We start from the raw sequence: 17,518 nt of genomic DNA, 5'->3' as shown, positions 1-17,518 counted from the left end.
CGCTACACGGCGGCTGAACTTCCGGCTGCTTCTGGAGCAATCTTCTTTACCAAGCCTTGCAACACCTTGCCCGGTCCGCATTCTACAAACTCGGTGGCTCCATCGGCTACCATGCGCTGCACACTCTGGGTCCACCGCACGGGAGCCGTGAGCTGACGCACCAGGTTTTCCCGGATTTCGTCGGGGTCGGTATGGGGCGCGGCGTCTACGTTCTGGTACACGGGACAAATGCCTGCCGAGAAGGTGATGCCCGCAATGGCTTGAGCCAACGCTGCTTCTGCTGACTGCATGAGCGGAGAATGAAAGGCTCCACCCACGGGTAGCGGCAAAGCCCGCTTAGCCCCGGCTGCTTTGAGCTGCTCGCAGGCCAGTTCAATGCCCCGTTGGGAACCAGATACCACCAGCTGACCGGGACAGTTGTAGTTGGCAGCTACTACCACATTGCCACCAGCACTAATTTCCTGGCAGATACGCGCCGTCGTGTTGTCATCCAGCCCTAGGATAGCGGCCATAGTACCGGGTTGCTCCTGGCAGGCGGCCTGCATGGCCTGGGCCCGTTGGGCTACTAGGCGTAAGGCGTCCTCAAACTTGAGCACTTTAGCTGCTACCAGCGCCGAGAACTCGCCTAAGGAATGCCCTGCTACCATATCGGGGCGCAAATCAGGCAAGACGGCTGCCAGTGCCACGGAATGCAGGAAAATAGCGGGCTGGGTTACATCCGTCCGGCGCAGATCCTCTTCGGAGCCGGTAAACATTACCTCCGTCAGAGAAAAGCCCAGAATATCGTTGGCCTGCTCCATCAGGCGCTTGGCCTCCGGATGCTGCTCGTACAGGTCGCGGCCCATGCCACTGAACTGGCTTCCCTGACCGGGAAAAATGACTGCTTTCATTCGTAAAGGGTTAAATAAAGACCTTGGGCCAGCCCTCAACAACACTGGATCCTAGCCCCATAGCGGCCCGCTTTTACCTGCAAGCTGCACAAAACGCCCCGGAAGCCAAAACCGCCGTGGCCCTTCTGCAGCGAGTAAACCCGAATTCTTCAGTTCTCGGCCTGCTACAAAAATAAACCGGGCGCCTGTGGTGAGGCGCCCGGTTTATTTTTGGCTAGAGGTAGTTCTAACGGTTGATCTGTACCCACCCCTTGAAGGTGCGCTTGGTCCGGTTTGCATCCCGGAACTCTACCTCGGCCTGGTAGAAGTACATGCCATCAGAAACCTTGCTACCAGAACCCGACTCGGCTCCAATGTTGCCACCGCTCCAGTTGATGAGCGGATCTTTGTCGCTCTCGTACACTTTCGTGCCCCAGCGGTTGTAGATTCTGACCGTCGTCCGCTCAATGGGGCTGAAGACCTTGGGTCGGAAGGTGTCGTTTACTCCGTCGCCGTTCGGGGTGAAAATATTGGGTAGCAAGAACAACAGGCAGTTATCCTTGCATTCCTTATTACTCAAAGCACTCGTTGCCTGATTAGTATCTATGGCTTGCACGGCGTAACAGCCGGCGGCAGAAGTTAGGTTGCGGTGAGCATATGTGGTTTGCGTACCAGGCACCCGGTCAATTTCTTTGAGCGGTTCTGCGTCGGTTGGCGCAAAGAAGATGATGTACTGCGCAATGTCGCGGCTGCAATCGGCTGTAGGCTGGTTGCTCAGCGTCCAGCTCAGGTTATTGGTGAATACTTCCCCAGTAGATGGATTGGTAGCTGGCAGCTGAAACAGGCGGCTAGCCAAACTGTCGCAGTTCGTGGCCTTGAGGGTAAGTACCGGCGTGCACGGCACGGCTTGCAGAGCCACGCATTGCTCCTGGCTGAGGTTAATCAACGAGTCCGGCGAGGCTACGTCATACGTGCCGTTCGTCTTGACATAATAGCAATAGGTCTGGCCCTTCACCAGCGGCTGAGCCGTAGTACCCTGGTCCGTAAAGGCGCCCCCGGTGGTAGTACCCGTTACCTTCCCGACTGGCACGAAAGCGCCGCCCGTTTGCAACCGCCGGTACACGGTAGTAGGCCGCCGCGAGTTGTCCCAAGGCACGTTGTAAGTCCAAGTCAGCCCGATGGTATTGGCCAGCGGATTGGGCGTTACAGTCACGCGGACACTAGAGGCCGGTCCGGCAGTTTCTACTGTCTCAGCTCCACCTGGCGTAGAAGCGCTGTAAAAGTCGAGCCGGTAGGAATACGCATTGTCCGTGGTATTTAGGTTCTGATCGACGAAGGTTAAATCATCCAGGTTGGTGGTAGTAAACACTTGCTGGAATGCCGTGGCGGCAGGGTTTTGCCCTACCGCGCGGTACAAGCGGTAGCCGGCGGGCGTATTGAATCCGCTCGAAGAAGTTGGCTTAGTCCAGCGCACCGTGATTTGTCCGTTGGTAGCACTTGTGCGGTCCACGGTCACGTTGGTGAGGCGGGCAGAAGTGCCCGTCAGGGAAAGACAAGCCTCGTTAGAGGCGATGCTGGCCCCACCAGCGGGCCGGGCAAACTCCACGTAAATGCGGTAGCAGTAATTTTTGCCCCGGTCCAGCCCACGGCCGTTGTTGTCGTCGAGGAACGTTTGACTGCCTACGTTAACCGCTCCAATCTGGGTGTAGCCTCTGGAAGCTGGGATGCCCGTTTCGCAAGGCCCGGGCGTCCAGCCGCTGGGCCCCTCACGCCGGTAAATGCGAATCTGAGCTCCGGGATTTTGGCAGAGGTAGCTGTTCCAATCGAGGCGGGCCGTGTTGCCGACAGCGCTAACCCGCAAGTTCTGCGGGGCCGGTCCGATAACGGTAATCTGCAGTGGCCGCTCATCAATGAGTGGGGTAAGACCAGCGGCGGGCTGGTCCGTGGCTTTAAACAATACCTGATACGGCTCGGAGCGGATGTCGGCGCAAGTGGTCGTCCAGTTAAACGTTCCGCGGGCGGTAGGCGGGCCAGTAGAGTTGCGCACAAACGTGGCCGGCGGCAAGATGCCCGAAAACGCTTCTAGCAACACCGGATTGTTATCGGGGTCAGTAGCCGTCACGACAACTGTTGGAATGGGATTACCAGCTATGACGCAGATATCAGGAGGCACTATAAGGGTAGGCCGCAGGTTCTGGCTGGGTGTCACGGTAATCTGCATATCCCGAATTACCTCTCCGATCAGACGAGGTGGCGCGCCGGGAGTACGCCGCCATTCTTCCACTACAAACGCCACGTTGTATTCGCCTACTACCTCCGGTGAGTTCCACACAATTTGGCCCGTACGTACGTCTTGGCGGAAAATAGCCGGGTCGTTGGGCACCCCTACAGGCGGCCCCACATATGGCACTTGAATAGCCCGAAAAAATGGATCGTCGGGGTAGCGGAAACCAGAAACTGGGGTCGGACGGGGGCAGCATTGGTCCTTACCAAATCCTCCGGATTACCAGCTTGTTGGCTGGGCCGCAACTTAAAGGCTAGAGAATCGCCATCGGCATCAAAAGCAGCCGGATTGTGCAGAAACACTTGCCGGCGGCTAGCCTGATCAATGGCCGGTGCCAACAATGCCGGTGACCGGTTAACATTGATGATGGGGTCAATGGTGATGCGCGTCGAGATGTAGAACGACTCGTTGATAGAGTTAGTTAGGTTTTGTACCCCTACTACCCTATTCACGCTCAAGTAACTAACTAGATAGTTGCCCGGAGCATTATATGTGTGCTCAAAATAATACACATTTCGGTACACGTTCGGCGCTACTAGCGTTCTTTTAACGCGAGGAATTGTATTATAGCCCGAATTGGTATTGTCGCCGTAAAATATGGTAACCGAGGGCTCATCTGCGGCCGTCGATCCATTAGAGGTGACGCTCGTGTACAGCACCATTTTAAAGAATACTCGGCGTGGGTTGCGGTTAGCAACCGGCAGGGTAGTATCCGTTTTGGCTTGGATGTCGCCGGCTCGCAAGTGGGTAGCCTGAGCCTTCGGGGCCGGGACCAGCCAAGCTATCAGCCATAACAAGCCAATCAGCGCCAGCCGGACCGGATGATTACGTAACGGAAGATTCATACAATCAACGTATTAGTAGGCAGGAGTACAAGGGGAAAGGAAGTTCGTGAAAAACCAGCCGGTAACCTAACAAAAAAGGCGTCGCGTGGGTTAACTACTTAGTAGTAGGTACTAACGGAGTTGGCCGGCTATAGATTCACTATAACGGCAAAGCCTTATTCAGATTGTTTCCTACTAGGTTGGAGGCTACCTTTGGCCGGTACAACTGACCTACCCACACCCCTTCAGTAGCTCTCTATGAGTTGGATCACAAAAACCTTTTCCAGTAGCATCGGCCGTAAGATTATTATGGCCGTCACGGGCCTGTTTCTCTGCACCTTCCTGGTAGTGCACCTGGTTGGTAACCTGCAGTTATTCAAGGCTGACAATGGCGCGGCATTCAATGCCTACTCTGAGTTTATGGGTCACAACCCGCTTATCCGCACCATGGAAATTGTGCTGGTATTGGGCTTTGGCTTTCACATTTACGAAGGCCTAGCGCTGGGCGCAAAAAACCGCGCGGCCCGTGGTAAGCAAGGCTACGTCTCGGACCACATTGAGCAGAACAGCTCCTGGCACTCGCGCAGCATGTCGCTGCTGGGTTCTATTGTGCTGTTTTTCCTAATTGTACACCTGTACAACTTTTTCGGCTCCCTGCGCTTCACCGACGTACCGCGCGATGCTAACGGCAACGAAGATGCGTACGCGCTGGTATTGGCCGCCTTCAAAAACCCGTTCTACGTGTTTTTGTACGTGGTAGGCCAGGTAGCCTTGCTCTACCACTTGCTACATGGCTTCAGCAGCGCTTTCCAGACGCTGGGCCTAACTCACCGCAAATACACGCCGGCCATCAAACTGTTTGGCTACGGCTTCTCGATCATCGTGTGCGCCGCTTTCGCCGCCATGCCGGTCTACTTCTTCTTTTTCAAATAAGTCCTAAACTCGATAGCCGATGTTTCCGGATTCCAAAATTCCCGAAGGCCCTTTGGCCGAGAAATGGGATAAGCATAAGTTCAACGTTAAGCTCGTAAACCCCGCTAACAAGCGGAAATACGACGTTATTGTAGTGGGCACGGGCTTGGCTGGCGCTTCCGCTGCGGCTTCCCTGGCTGAGCTGGGCTACAACGTAAAGGCTTTCACTTACCACGATTCTCCTCGCCGGGCGCACTCCATTGCCGCTCAGGGGGTATTAACGCTGCCAAAAACTATCAGAACGACGGTGACTCCGTGTACCGCTTGTTCTACGATACCATTAAGGGTGGTGACTACCGAGCCCGCGAAGCCAACGTGTACCGCCTAGCTCAGGTGTCGGTAAACATCATTGACCAGTGCGTGGCGCAGGGCGTACCTTTCGCTCGCGAGTACGGTGGACTGTTGGCCAACCGCTCCTTTGGCGGGGCCCAGGTAAGCCGCACGTTTTATGCCCGCGGCCAAACCGGACAGCAGCTGCTGTTGGGTGCCTACTCAGCCCTTTCGCGTCAGGTAGCTTACGGCAAAGTAAAGCTCTACACCCGCTCCGAAATGTTGGATCTGGTGGTGGTAGATGGCCAAGCCCGCGGCATTATCACTCGCAACCTGATTACCGGTGAAGTAGAGCAGCACGCGGCTCATGCAGTCGTGCTAGCCACCGGAGGTTACGGCAACGTGTTCTACTTGAGCACCAACGCCAAGTACTGCAACGCTACCGCCGCGTGGCGGGCCCATAAAAAGGGTGCGTACTTTGCCAACCCCTGCTTCACCCAGATTCACCCTACCTGCATTCCCGTATCGGGCGACTATCAGTCGAAGCTGACGCTAATGTCGGAGTCGCTACGTAACGACGGGCGCGTGTGGGTACCGGCTTCCAAGGAAACTGCTGAGCGTTTGCGTGCCGGTCAGATCCGGGTTTCCGATATTCCGGAAGACGAGCGAGATTATTTCCTGGAGCGCAAGTATCCAGCCTTTGGTAACCTAGTGCCCGCGACGTAGCCTCGCGCAATGCCAAAATGATGTGCGACGAGGGTCGGGGGTAGGCAGTTCGGGCCTAGCCGTTTACCTAGACTTTGCTGACGTTATTAAGCGCAACGGCGCTGATTGGGTAAGCCAGAAGTATGGTAACCTGTTCGATATGTACGCCAAGATTACCGGCGAAAACCCCTACGAGCAGCCCATGCGCATCTACCCAGCCGTGCACTACACCATGGGCGGCCTGTGGGTAGATTACAACCTGCAAACCACCATCCCGGGCCTGTACGCTACCGGCGAGTGTAACTTCTCTGACCACGGCGCTAACCGCCTGGGGGCTTCGGCTCTGATGCAAGGACTCGCCGATGGTTATTTCGTAATTCCTTACACCATTGGTGATTACTTGGCGCAAACGGCTCCCAAGCCCGTTACTACTGACCACCCAGCCTTCAAAGAGGCAGAGGCAGAGGTAAACGCCCGGGTAAAGAAGCTGATGAGCATCAACGGCACCCGCACCCCCGCTGACTTCCATAAGGCTCTGGGCCACATTATGTGGGAGTATTGCGGCATGGCCCGCACGGCGGAAGGCCTACAGCACGCCAAGCGCGAAATTCAGAAGCTGCGCAAGGAGTTCTGGACGGATCTGAAACTGAGCGGCACCGATCAGGAGATGAACCAGATGCTAGAAAGCGCCGGCCGCGTAGCCGACTTCCTGGAACTGGGCGAGCTAATGGTAGATGACGCCTACAACCGCAACGAAAGCTGCGGAGGTCACTTCCGCGAGGAGTACCAAACGCCCGAAGGCGAGGCCCTGCGTGACGACGAGAATTACACGTATGTAGCTGCCTGGCAGTTCGTTGGCGAAAACCAGCCGGAAATCCTGAACAAGGAAGAGCTGAAGTTCGAGAACGTGAAGCTGACGCAGCGTAGCTACAAGTAGCCGTGAGCAGCGAGTGGCAGCTAACCAAATAAAGGTAGCTGCCACTTGCTCCGCTTACTACCCATTCCCATTACTCAATACCCTTGAAATAAAATGGCTGGAAGTAACCCCAATGCCAAACCGATGAACTTAACCCTAAAAGTGTGGCGGCAGCGAAACCGCAACACTGAAGGCCGCATCGTTGATTACCAGGTAAAAGACATTTCCCCGGATATGTCCTTCCTGGAAATGCTTGATGTACTGAACGAAGACCTGTTGCGCAAGGGTGAAGAACCCGTTGCTTTTGACCATGACTGCCGCGAAGGCATCTGTGGTTCCTGCAACCTGTTCATCAACGGCCGCGCCCACGGTCCGGAGCCGGGCACAACCACCTGCCAGCTGCACATGCGTAAGTTCAGCGACGGTGATACGATTACGATTGAGCCCTGGCGCGCTACCGCCTTTCCCGTCAACAAGGACCTGAGCGTGGACCGTTCGGCCTTCGACCGGATCATTCAGGCAGGTGGCTACATTTCCGTGAACACCGGCGGCACACCCGATGCCAACGAAATTCCGATTCCAAAGGAAATTGCAGACCGCGCTTTCGAGGCGGCAACCTGTATTGCCTGCGGTGCCTGCGTAGCTTCCTGCAAAAACTCCTCGGCTATGCTGTTTGTATCGGCCAAGGTAAGTCAGTTGGCTTTGCTACCCCAAGGCCATGTCGAGCGCAAGTCGCGCGTAGAAAACATGGTAGCCCAAATGGACAAGGAAGGCTTCGGCGCTTGCTCTAACATTGGCTCCTGCGCTGCTGAATGCCCCGTAGGCATTTCGCTGGAAAACATTGCCATCTTGAACCGCGAGTTCCTGTCGGCCAAAGCAACTTCGAACAACTTAGCGTAAGCGCTGTTTTAGAGGTCAACATGAAAAGGCGAGACGGGCAACCGTTTCGCCTTTTTCTTGTACGCTGCTTTGGCAGCTAGTCCCGACTTTTCCTACCCTACTCTCCCCCTGATGATTACTATCATCGTCGGTACCAACCGGCCTAACTCCCGAGCCCGCCGCGTAGCTGATTTCTATACCCAATTGCTCGCCGAGCATGGGGCTACGGCCCAGCTTCTGGACCTAACAGAGCTTCCCCTCGATTTTACTACTTCGGCCCTCTACCACAACACCGGCCGCCACGATGAATTTAACCGCTTAGTAAGATTGGCAGAAAGCGCCGACAAGCTTGTCTTTATAGTACCGGAGTACAATTGCTCCTTCCCCGGGGTGCTGAAAGCCTTTATTGATGGGCTTCCCTACCCCGGCGGCATTCGGGGCAAAAAAGCAGCTTTGGTAGGCCTAAGCAGCGGAGGGCAAGGTGGCATCTTACCTCTTAATCACCTGACAGATGTGCTAATGTACCTGGGTACGGCTGTATTACCGGAGCGAGTTCGGCTGCCTTTCATTGATAAATACCTTACCCCGGAAGGCCTGATTACTGAGCCGTTATATCAGCAGGTACTACGTGAACAGGTAGCTAGTCTACTGGCTTTTTAAAGTGCTAGCAGTTCAAGAAAATTCCGCTTCTCATGCCTTAACCCCCTTGGCGGAACTGGCTATTGCAGAGTACGTGTTTAACTGAAAAGCAATATCTTAAAGCTCATTATCTTTATTTCTGCCATGACCTTCCCTTCAGTTACTGGGCATATACGGTGGTTTCTAGCGCTGGCAACGGCTGGGCTCTTGGCTGCTTGTAGTGGCTCTGGAGAGGAGGAAACCGGCGAAAGCCCAAGCAACGCTACTCCCTACACGTTGGTATTGCCGAGCAACCTACCTCAAAACGTGGGCGTACCCACCGACAACCCCATGACGGTAGAGGGAGTCGAATTGGGCCGTAAGCTTTTTTATGAGCCTCGCTTGTCGCGTACCGGGACGCAGTCGTGCGGTAGTTGCCACCAGCAAAGCAAAGCCTTCACGGATGGACTGGCCCGGGCAGCTGGTGTGGATGGCCAGCACCCGCGGGGTACAATGTCGCTGGCTAATGTACTGTGGGAGAAGACGCTGAACTGGGATGGTGCTGCCACCACCTTAGAGCAACAGGCCCGCCTACCCATTGAGAACCCGCTGGAAATGCACCAGTTGCTAGCCACTGGGGTCAGCCGCCTCCAACAAACGGACCTCTACCCGCCGCTTTTTCAGCAAGCATTCGGGAGTAGCACCATCACGGAAGCCGCCGTTCTGAAGGCACTGGCTCAGTTTGAGCGTACCCTAATTTCAGCTAACTCCCGCTACGACAAGTACGTGCGCAAGGAAGGGCCACTCTCGGCTACGGAAAGGGCCGGGGCAAACCTATTCATGAATCATCCGGGTGAGGTAAGCGGCCTGTTCATTCGGGGTGGCACCTGCCACCACTGCCACATCAGTGAGGATGGCCTCTTCAGCTCGCCCAGCTTTTTCAACAACGGGCTGGACGTGACATTTACCGATGCGGGCCGGGCCAGTGTTACGGGACAAAGTACCGACCGAGGCAAGTTTCGAGCCCCCACCCTGCGCAATATTGCTTTAACGGCACCCTATATGCACGATGGCCGGTTTCAGTCCTTAGAAGAAGTGCTTGATCATTACAGTGACCATGTTCGGACTAACAGTCCAGGCGTCGACCCGAACGTGTTGCTCTCCAATACGCCCGGCGGTACCAAGCTCGACCTTACCAGCCGAGAAAAAACCCAGATTATCGCCTTCTTACGGACGTTGACCGATTCCACTTTCATTACCGACAAGCGGTTTTCTGATCCTTTTAAGCCTTGATTCGAGGTAGTATTACCACGAAAATCAGTAGGTTTGATTGGCTTATTATTCTTACCGCGTGGCTGATCCTGCTGCTGGCACTGCTCTATCTCATTCCAGCAAAACGTATTTGCCTGCCTTCACAGGTGTACGGGCCCTGGCCGCGTACCTAGTATTTCTGCATCACTTTAATCCCTTCCACGATGACCCTGAGTGGCCCCGGCTTCACGCCTGGATTCTGGAGTTTCACGTGGGAGTGCCGCTATTTTTCGTCTTAAGTGGCTTTCTAATTACCCTGCGCTATGGCCAGCAGGACTTAACCAAGTTGGGAGGATGGGCCCAGTACATGCGCCGCCGTCTTGCACGCATTTATCCGCTGTACTTTTTGCTGACCCTGGCTACCTATTATGCCTTCTGGCGGGCGCAGCACTTCCTGCCACATCACTTTTTCTTTAGCCTCACGCTCACGCAAGCGTTTTTTTCCGATGCCAAGTACGCTGGCATTGCGCAAGCGTGGTCCCTGACCGTGGAGGAGAGCTTTTACCTAGCTGCTCCGCTTGCGTTTTGGCTGTTACGCCGACGCGTGCCGTTATGGGTGCAGCCGTTTGCATTATTAGCCCTAGGTTGTGGCTTAGTGCTGGTGCTCAGCCCTATAACCAATCAGCTTTACGGCTTTTTTGGCTCATTTCGGCTGATGCTCCTCTTCTCCTTTTTTGGCAGATGTTTTGAGTTTTATGCCGGGATGCAGCTAGCGCGCTGGTACCAACAAGGACGCCTGCGCCGCCACCACGTACCGGGCTTGCTTACCCTAATAGGTAGCGCCGTGATGATAGCCGCCGTCAGTGGTATGGTCTGGACCAAAGGAGGTTACACTTATGGGCAGGAACATGCCTTTGGGGTGGCACTCAATAATGTTGCCTTGCCGGGAGGTATTATAATTTTCTTTGCCGGACTGCTCACAGAACGCACGTGGCTGCAGCGCCTACTCTCCACCCAACTTTTCAAGGTGCTGGGAAAAAGCTCTTATGCTTTCTACCTCATTCATTTGGGCTCCGTGCGTGATTGGCTAGCCCTGCACCTCACCCCACACAATGGAATCTTGTTTATTGGGTTGAACCTGCTGGCTATTGTGCTACATTATGCAGTAGAAGAACCATTGAATCGTTTTTTCCGACCTGCGCCTATAGTTGCTCCAGGCCGTTGACATCTCTCGTCTTTTTCATTTTCCACGCCATGTTGATTCCCCGTTTACCTTTTCTGTTCTGTTCGGGGCTGTTAGTATCGGCGTGCACACTCGCCCCACACTCGTACCGGGGCCGCACTCTAAATCCCGACCGGGAAATGGCCGCGCCAGCAACCCGCGCTACTGACTCGCTAACGATGCCAGCTGATTCCTTGCCTAGTCCTCGTCCCTAAAACAAACGGCCGCCCCATTTCTGAGGCGGCCGTTGTAATAAAAATGACTGCTTACTTAGTCCACGTTGTCGTGCAAGAAGCGGTTGTCGCCCAGCAGTTCATTGTCGTCCGAAAGGTTAAACCGGCTGATATTTTCCTCCGACGAAGGCACCACGTTCTCCAGCTTTACCTGGCGACGCAGGTAAGCAGGCGTTTCTAACTGGTCCTTAATGGCATCATTGGTCAGCCCATTGCTGAGCGCCTGCAGGCGCTGACGGCGCTCCTCAGCTCGTGCATCCAGCGAGGGGCGCGGTAGCGCATGGTGCGTTACCGCTGACGGAGAAGTCGGAGCTGGCGCCGTAGCCTGCTGCTGGTAGAGCACCGGTTCGGGCGCCGGAGCCGAGGGAGCAGCCACAACCGGCGGTACGTAGCCCACAGGCGCCGGCGAGGTTTCCAGGTCAAACTTTACCGGCTGAGGTTCGGGAATAACTGGCACGGGCGAGCCGAACGTGGGTACTACCGGCGCTTCCTGACGATCTTTATCAAAGATGTTGATTTGTGGGTCTGGCTGCGTACTAGCGGCGGATTCTGACTCGCCACCGCTACGTGCTATTACGTTGGTAATGTTGTGCGCGTCGCGGGCGAAGCCGGTAGCAATAACCGTTACCCGAATGCTCTGACCCAGGGTAGGATCAATGCCATGCCCGAAAATTACTTCGGCGTTCTGACCAGCCTTATCCTGAATGTACTCCGTGATTTCCGTGAGTTCATCCATTTCCAGCTCGGCCTGGTCACCAGACATGATGCTGAGCAGAATTTTCTGAGCTCCGTGAATATCGGTGTTGTTAAGCAGCGGCGAGGCCAGCGCTTCTTCGGCCGAACGCTTGGCGCGGTTCTCTCCTTCGGTAATGCTGCTACCCATTACGGCGGCACCCGAGTCCTTCATGACGGTCTTCACGTCTTCAAAGTCCACGTTTACATCGGCCGTAACGGTAATGATTTCCGCAATGGATTTGGCTGCTGTGCTCAGCACGTTATCCGCCTTGGCAAAAGCCGAGCGGATGGGCAGGTTGCCGTAAATCTCCCGAAGCTTGTCGTTGAGAATCACCAGCACCGTATCACAGTTGTCGCTCAGCTCCTTGATGCCGTGCTCCGCCTGCTGGCGCTTCTTTTTCCCCTCGAACATGAAGGGCGCCGTTACGATGCCAACCGTGAGAATGCCTAGCTCCTTGGCTACTTTAGCAATAACCGGGGCCGCACCGGTACCCGTACCGCCACCCATACCTGCTGTGATAAACACCATTTTGGTGCCGTTGCTCAGCAGTTCCCGGATTTGCTCCCGGCTTTCAATAGCAGCTTGCTTGCCCCGCTCCGGGTTGGCACCAGCGCCAAGCCCTTCGGTCAAGTCGGCCCCGATTTGCAGCCGGTTGGGCACCGTAGAGGAAGCCAAAGCCTGCTTGTCGGTGTTGCAGATGACGAACTCCACGTCTTTGATGCCCTGGCTGAACATGTGGTTCACGGCGTTAGAACCGCCTCCCCCACACCAATCACCTTAATGATGGACTTAGACTGGGCCGGAATATCGAAAGTAAAATTCATGAGTGAAGGTCTTAGGGACTTGGGGACTTGGGGTCTTGGTATTGGGCACTTGCAGCCTGGTTACTCTTCATGCGGAAGAAAACCAAGACCTCAAATCCCCGAGACCCCCATCACCTAATATTGCTTGTCGTCGAAGTCATCAATGAGCAGCCCTTTGGTGCGGCTGATGATCTTCTGGAAAAAGTCGCCGGCACCCGACGATTTTTTGGCTTGCTCCGGCGTAGGCTGCGGAGCGGGTTGAGGCGCCGGCTGCTGGGCAACTGGCTGGGGCGCTGGGGCCGGCGTAGGGCGAACCTCCGGCGCCGGCGTCCGGTAGTAATTCTGCTCGGGCTCTTCGTAGCCGCGCTGGGCTACCCGGTCATCGATGGAGCGGTAGCCGGCCAGCACGAGGCCCACCGTGGTAGCGTACATCGGCGACTTAACGGCCTCAATCTTGCTCTTGCCCAGATGCTCGTTGGGGTAGCCGATGCGAGTGTCCATACCCGTTACGTACTCCGCCAGCTGCACTAGATTCTGAAGCTGGGAGCCGCCGCCGGTTAGCACGATGCCCGCAGCCAGCTTGTCCTGGAAGCCCAGGCGCTGAATTTCGGCGTACACTAGCTCAATGATTTCCTCCATTCGGGCCTCAATAATGTAGGCTAGGTTTTTCAGGGAAATTTCCTTGGGCGCCCGGTCACGCAGACCAGGGATGCTTACGATTTCGTACTCCGAGGCTTCTTCGGCAATAGCTTTGCCGAACTTCACCTTCAGCTGCTCGGCCTGGTTTTGCATAACCAAGCAACCCTGTTTGATGTCAGAAGTGATGATGTTGCCACCGAAGGGCAGCACGGCCGCGTGCCGAATGATGCCATCCTTAAAGATAGCCAGGTCCGTAGTGCCGCCACCGATGTCAATCAGGGCCACACCAGCTTCCTTTTCCTCGTCGCTCAGCACAGACATGCTGGATGCCAGCGGCTCTAAGATGAGGTTATCGATTTCCAGGCCCGCCTTCGTGACGCACTTGTTGATGTTATTGATAGCCGTGCTTTGCGCCGTGATGATGTGGAAGTTACCCTCCAGCCGCACGCCCGACATGCCCACCGGATCCAAAATGCCCTCCTCGTAATCCACCTTGTAGTCCTGGGCATTACGTGAATGATCTCGGAGCCGGGAGGGGTTACCAGCCGGTACATATCGTTGGTCAGTCGGTTGACGTCGTCCAGCGTAATTTCATTGTCGGCCGAAGCCCGGGTGATGCTACCGTTGTGCTGCAGGCTCTTGATGTGCTGGCCCGCAATGCCCACGTTTACTACCCCAATATTGATACCCGACTGTTCCTCCGCCTGGCGGATTGCCTTTTTAATGGCATCTACCGTCTTGTCAATGTTCGATACGATACCCCGCACAACGCCCTCCGACACGGCTTTACCCATGCCCAAAATTTCGAGCTTGCCAAACTCGTTCTTGCGCCCCACGAGGGCGCAGATTTTGGTAGTGCCGATGTCGAGGCCGACTACAATCTTATCGTGTTGCATGGGAGGGAAAGCGAGAGAGTTGCGGTTGGTTGCAGGTAAGTGGCCGCCTAATGCGCTATAAGGTAGCGTTTTAGGCGAATAATTTTATTCGCAGATGATCTGATCCTTGAACTCGACATTGACCCGATGGTAGGTATCCCAGCCGAGGACAGGTGGAATTTGACGGTAAAATACCATCAGTTTCGCAAATTTTTCTGAAATATTCTCAGGAAAGCCAAATTCAATACGTTGGTCGCCTACTTGCTGGGTAAAGGAGAGCTTTCCGTTAGCTCCCACAAATACCTCCGCTACTTGGGCGCGCCAGAACGGTTTTTCATCGATGTAGCGCAGAAATTCTAGGTAGCGCTGGCCCGTACTATCCTGGAAAAAGCTAGCGGCCAGCGGCTGGCCGTTCAACCGCGAAATGGGTACTACCCGCGCCGTAAACAACGGGGACAGGGGTAGGCGGTGACCATCGGCATCCAAGTAGCTGTCCTGCCGGGAGTCGCTGTGCACGAGGCGAGCAATCGGGCGGTTCTGGCGCACATCGGCGTGCAGATTGCCGGCTAGGTCGCGGTACACCTGGGCTTCCTTAACGAAGCTGTGCGCTTTCAAGCGGGCTTCTAGGTCTTTCAAGTCAACGTCGGCGGGGTCAGCACCTTCCAGTTGGTCCTCGCCGTGCCGGGAAAGCAAACTGGCTACTTCTCGCTCACTGATAAAGAAGTTGTTAAACTCGTTGCTAATGGACACGATAATCCCGCCCACGGGCCGGTGGGCCTGCCGCACGGCGGCAAACGCACCCAGGCCAACCAGCAGTAGTAGGCAGGCTGTGGCAAATAGCAGGTTATTGGCTTTACGCTTCAGCTCCATTCCAACGAATATTCAAAATATTCTTTAATCTAGGCACCAACTGATCAATATCTCCGGCCCCGACTGTGGCTAATACGTCAAAATTGGCATTGGTTTCGGCGTTCCGCAAAATTTCTTCTTTGGTCTGCAGCGATTTTTCGGTTGCAGTAATTTGGGATAATATCAACTCCGACGTAACGCCGGGCATAGGCAACTCCCGGGCCGGGTAGATGTCGAGCAGTACTACCTGATCGGCAAGGCTCAGACTCTCAGCGAATCCGGGGGCGAAGTCGCGGGTACGACTGAACAGGTGGGGCTGGAATACTACCCGCAGCCTACGGCCGGGGTACAGGGTTCGGAGGGAACGAAGAAAGGCCTCGATTTCGCGTGGGTGGTGGGCGTAATCGTCCACGTACACGTGGGGTTGCTCGGGGCTGCCGGCCGTCACGATGAACTCAAAGCGGCGTTTCACGCCCCGGTAGGCCGCTACGGCCGCGCGTAACTGCTCCGAAGTAAGACCATACGCTTGCGCTACACAGGCGGCAGCCAGCATATTCTCGACGTTGTGGTGCCCTGGTACGGCCAGCTCCAGCGCGTCAACGGCTCCTTGCGGACCGTGCAGGGCAAAGCGAAACGTGTGGCCTTGCGCCGTGATATGGCTGGCGTACAGCTCCGGGCCTTGCTCGGGCGAAAGACCGTAGCGGACTACCCGCACGCCGGCTGGAGCCGCCGCCGCTACACTCGGGTCGGCAGTATGGTTGATAATCAGGGTCCCACCGGGCTGAATCTGTCCCACAAACTGCCGAAACGACTCTATCAAGGCTTCTTGGTGCCCATAAATATCGAGGTGGTCGGCATCGGTGCTCGTGATGATGGCCACCGTGGGAATAGGGTCAGGAAGCTCCGGTCGTACTCATCGGCTTCCACCACTACGGGCGTCGTTTCGGCCGGCGCGGTGGCTGGGGCAGTAGTAGGTTAGAACCCAAGTTCACGGCAATACCGCCCAGGAAAGCTGCGCAAGGCACCCCAGCGTGGTGAAGCAAGTGGGCCACCATGCTGCTAGTTGTCGTTTTGCCGTGCGTGCCTGCTACGGCAATGGTGGGGCGCCCCTGAGTGAGAAGCCCTAGCACTTGGCTGCGCTTGCGGATATCGTAGTCCTGTTCCCGAAGCCAGGCCCATTCCTGATGATCTTTGGGAATAGCGGGGGTAAGAATTACGAGCACCTGCGCGCGGTTTTCCCGCACCTGAGCGGGAATATTGGCCACGGCATCCTCGTAATGCACCGCAATGCCTTCCGCAGTCAGGGCTTCGGTTAGGGGCGTTACGGTTTTGTCGTAGCCGCTTACGGAGTGGCCATTGGCTTTAAACCAGCGGGCCAGGGCCGACATACCAATGCCACCGATGCCGAGGAAGAAGACGTGGGGAAATGCTGCTACCGGATTCACAACGGCCGTAGGTTAAAGCGTACTTAGTTAGGAGTTTTTGCGCGGATGGATCAGCGTCAGCAATTCATCTACAATAGTAGTGGTAGCGCGGGGGTAGGCCATCTGGTGGGCGTTCCGGCTTAGCTCAGCTAAGCGGTTGGGGTCGGCTAGCAGCGCGAAGGCTTCGTCATAGAGCCGCACTGGAGCTTCCGCGTCGGTTACCAGCAGAGCCGCGTTGCGCTGCACCAGGGCCAGCGCGTTCTTGGTCTGGTGGTCCTCGGCCACGTTGGGCGAAGGAACCAAGATGCTAGGCTTGCCCGTGAGGCACAGCTCCGACACGGAAAGCGCCCCAGCTCGGCTAATTACCACATCGGCTGCGGCGTAAGCCAAGTCCATGCGGCGCACAAACTCCAGGGCCTGCAGGTTGTGACTGGCAAAAGGGGCGGCCTGCTGCTGGGCCTCTGGAAAGTACGCCTTGCCGGTTTGCCAGAGCAGTTGCACGCCAGCTTCCCGGAGCCGTGGCAACGCTGCGGCCGTGGCCTGGTTGAGCGTACGGGCGCCTAAGCTCCCTCCTATGACCAGCACCACGGGCCGGTCGGGAGCCAGGCCAAAAAACGATAGGGCCTCGGCCCGTTGCCCGTCCGCAATTTCGGTGCGCACGGGGTTGCCGGTTAGCACCAGTTTTTCAGCTGGAAAGAACTTCTCCATGCCCGGATACGCCACGCAAATACGCTCTACCCGCCGGGCCAGCAGTTTATTGACAAGGCCCGCGTACGAATTTTGCTCCTGAATAAGGGCAGGGATGCCGCGGGAAGTAGCAGCCAGCAGCACTGGGGCCGAGGCGTAGCCCCCTACCCCTACCACGGCATCGGGCAGAAACTTTTCAATCAGCTTGCCGGCTTTGCGCACGGCGCGCATTACCCGGATGGGAAATAGCAGATTCTGGGGCGAGAGGCGCCGCTGCAAGCCGGTAATGTCCAGCCCCACGATTTCATAGCCGGCCTCGGGCACCCGCGTCATTTCCATGCGGCCGTTGGCGCCCACAAACAGAATTTCTGCTTCCGGATGCCGACGGCGCACTTCGTTGGCAATGGCTACGGCCGGAAAAATGTGGCCGCCAGTACCGCCGCCGCTGATAATTAACTTCAT

General features: G+C 56.1%; 13 protein-coding genes and 3 pseudogenes. 7 read left to right on the top strand and 9 right to left on the bottom strand.

The features are described from left to right. Positions 1-2: 2 nt before the first annotated feature. The 3 genes from fabD to MUN84_RS18185 all read right to left on the bottom strand — a co-directional run bounded on the left by fabD (position 3) and on the right by MUN84_RS18185 (position 3,998). Positions 3-890, bottom strand: a complete 888-nt coding sequence (gene fabD / locus MUN84_RS18195) for an ACP S-malonyltransferase (protein WP_244695392.1) — start codon at positions 888-890, stop codon at positions 3-5. 226 nt (positions 891-1,116) lie between these two features. After that, positions 1,117-3,270, bottom strand: coding sequence for a gliding motility-associated C-terminal domain-containing protein (locus tag MUN84_RS18190; RefSeq protein ID WP_244695391.1), 2,154 nt, complete (start codon positions 3,268-3,270; stop codon positions 1,117-1,119). Continuing rightward, positions 3,255-3,998 carry a hypothetical protein gene (locus MUN84_RS18185; RefSeq protein WP_244695390.1) on the bottom strand — a complete coding sequence of 248 codons (744 nt, stop codon included), beginning with the start codon at positions 3,996-3,998 and terminating at the stop codon, positions 3,255-3,257. The genes MUN84_RS18190 and MUN84_RS18185 overlap by 16 nt, the downstream gene beginning before the upstream one ends. A gap of 237 nt (positions 3,999-4,235) precedes the next feature. Here MUN84_RS18185 and MUN84_RS18180 point away from each other — a divergent pair, with 237 nt between their 5' ends. The 7 genes and pseudogenes from MUN84_RS18180 (at position 4,236) to MUN84_RS18155 (ending at position 10,813) form a co-directional block, all read left to right on the top strand. After that, a complete protein-coding gene (locus MUN84_RS18180; RefSeq protein WP_244695389.1) occupies positions 4,236-4,910 on the top strand; it encodes a succinate dehydrogenase cytochrome b subunit in 675 nt (224 codons plus the stop codon). Positions 4,911-4,929: 19 nt separating this feature from the next. Beyond that, a pseudogene (locus MUN84_RS24715) lies at positions 4,930-5,945 on the top strand (FAD-dependent oxidoreductase). Between the two features lie 22 nt (positions 5,946-5,967). After that, positions 5,968-6,861, top strand: a complete 894-nt coding sequence (locus tag MUN84_RS24710) for an FAD-binding protein (RefSeq protein WP_410780058.1) — start codon at positions 5,968-5,970, stop codon at positions 6,859-6,861. A gap of 123 nt (positions 6,862-6,984) precedes the next feature. Next, positions 6,985-7,740: a succinate dehydrogenase/fumarate reductase iron-sulfur subunit gene (locus tag MUN84_RS18170; protein ID WP_244695388.1), complete on the top strand. Its 756-nt coding sequence runs from the start codon at positions 6,985-6,987 to the stop codon at positions 7,738-7,740. A 111-nt stretch (positions 7,741-7,851) separates the two neighbouring features. Then, positions 7,852-8,379: an NADPH-dependent FMN reductase gene (locus MUN84_RS18165; RefSeq protein ID WP_244695387.1), complete on the top strand. Its 528-nt coding sequence runs from the start codon at positions 7,852-7,854 to the stop codon at positions 8,377-8,379. A 186-nt stretch (positions 8,380-8,565) separates the two neighbouring features. Continuing rightward, positions 8,566-9,630 (top strand): cytochrome-c peroxidase, encoded by a 1,065-nt coding sequence (locus MUN84_RS18160; protein ID WP_244695386.1) that lies wholly within the window; start codon positions 8,566-8,568, stop codon positions 9,628-9,630. A 58-nt stretch (positions 9,631-9,688) separates the two neighbouring features. Next, the gene (locus MUN84_RS18155; protein WP_244695385.1) at positions 9,689-10,813 is read left to right on the top strand and encodes an acyltransferase family protein; all 1,125 of its coding nucleotides are present in this window, start codon (positions 9,689-9,691) and stop codon (positions 10,811-10,813) included. A gap of 267 nt (positions 10,814-11,080) precedes the next feature. Here the strand turns inward: MUN84_RS18155 and ftsZ are convergent. The 6 genes and pseudogenes from ftsZ to murG form a co-directional block, all read right to left on the bottom strand. After that, a pseudogene (gene ftsZ, locus MUN84_RS18150) lies at positions 11,081-12,603 on the bottom strand (cell division protein FtsZ). Positions 12,604-12,717: 114 nt separating this feature from the next. After that, positions 12,718-14,117 (bottom strand): annotated as a pseudogene (ftsA, locus tag MUN84_RS18145) (cell division protein FtsA). A gap of 84 nt (positions 14,118-14,201) precedes the next feature. Beyond that, complete coding sequence (locus MUN84_RS18140; RefSeq protein WP_244695384.1) at positions 14,202-14,966, bottom strand: cell division protein FtsQ/DivIB; 765 nt, start codon at positions 14,964-14,966, stop codon at positions 14,202-14,204. Beyond that, positions 14,950-15,825 carry a Mur ligase family protein gene (locus MUN84_RS24155; protein WP_317239004.1) on the bottom strand — a complete coding sequence of 292 codons (876 nt, stop codon included), beginning with the start codon at positions 15,823-15,825 and terminating at the stop codon, positions 14,950-14,952. The genes MUN84_RS18140 and MUN84_RS24155 overlap by 17 nt, the downstream gene beginning before the upstream one ends. 49 nt (positions 15,826-15,874) lie before the next feature. Then, positions 15,875-16,390, bottom strand: coding sequence for a Mur ligase domain-containing protein (locus tag MUN84_RS24150; protein ID WP_317239003.1), 516 nt, complete (start codon positions 16,388-16,390; stop codon positions 15,875-15,877). A 27-nt stretch (positions 16,391-16,417) separates the two neighbouring features. After that, positions 16,418-17,518 carry an undecaprenyldiphospho-muramoylpentapeptide beta-N-acetylglucosaminyltransferase gene (gene murG / locus MUN84_RS18130; protein WP_244695383.1) on the bottom strand — a complete coding sequence of 367 codons (1,101 nt, stop codon included), beginning with the start codon at positions 17,516-17,518 and terminating at the stop codon, positions 16,418-16,420.

This window comes from Hymenobacter sp. 5516J-16 (assembly GCF_022919335.1).
GTDB lineage: Bacteria > Bacteroidota > Bacteroidia > Cytophagales > Hymenobacteraceae > Hymenobacter > Hymenobacter sublimis.
The sequence above is the reverse complement of the archived record's forward strand: the minus strand, read 5'-3'. Positions and strand labels throughout refer to the sequence as shown.

Excerpts from the sequence above, each read along its gene's own strand:
- MUN84_RS18170 (WP_244695388.1), top strand. The coding sequence starts at position 6,985 with ATGAACTTAACCCTAAAAGTGTGGCGGCAGCGAAACCGCAACACTGAA.
- MUN84_RS18185 (WP_244695390.1), bottom strand. The coding sequence starts at position 3,998 with ATGAATCTTCCGTTACGTAATCATCCGGTCCGGCTGGCGCTGATTGGC.
- murG (WP_244695383.1), bottom strand. The coding sequence starts at position 17,518 with ATGAAGTTAATTATCAGCGGCGGCGGTACTGGCGGCCACATTTTTCCG.
- MUN84_RS18180 (WP_244695389.1), top strand. The coding sequence starts at position 4,236 with ATGAGTTGGATCACAAAAACCTTTTCCAGTAGCATCGGCCGTAAGATT.
- MUN84_RS18140 (WP_244695384.1), bottom strand. The coding sequence starts at position 14,966 with ATGGAGCTGAAGCGTAAAGCCAATAACCTGCTATTTGCCACAGCCTGC.
- fabD (WP_244695392.1), bottom strand. The coding sequence starts at position 890 with ATGAAAGCAGTCATTTTTCCCGGTCAGGGAAGCCAGTTCAGTGGCATG.
- MUN84_RS18165 (WP_244695387.1), top strand. The coding sequence starts at position 7,852 with ATGATTACTATCATCGTCGGTACCAACCGGCCTAACTCCCGAGCCCGC.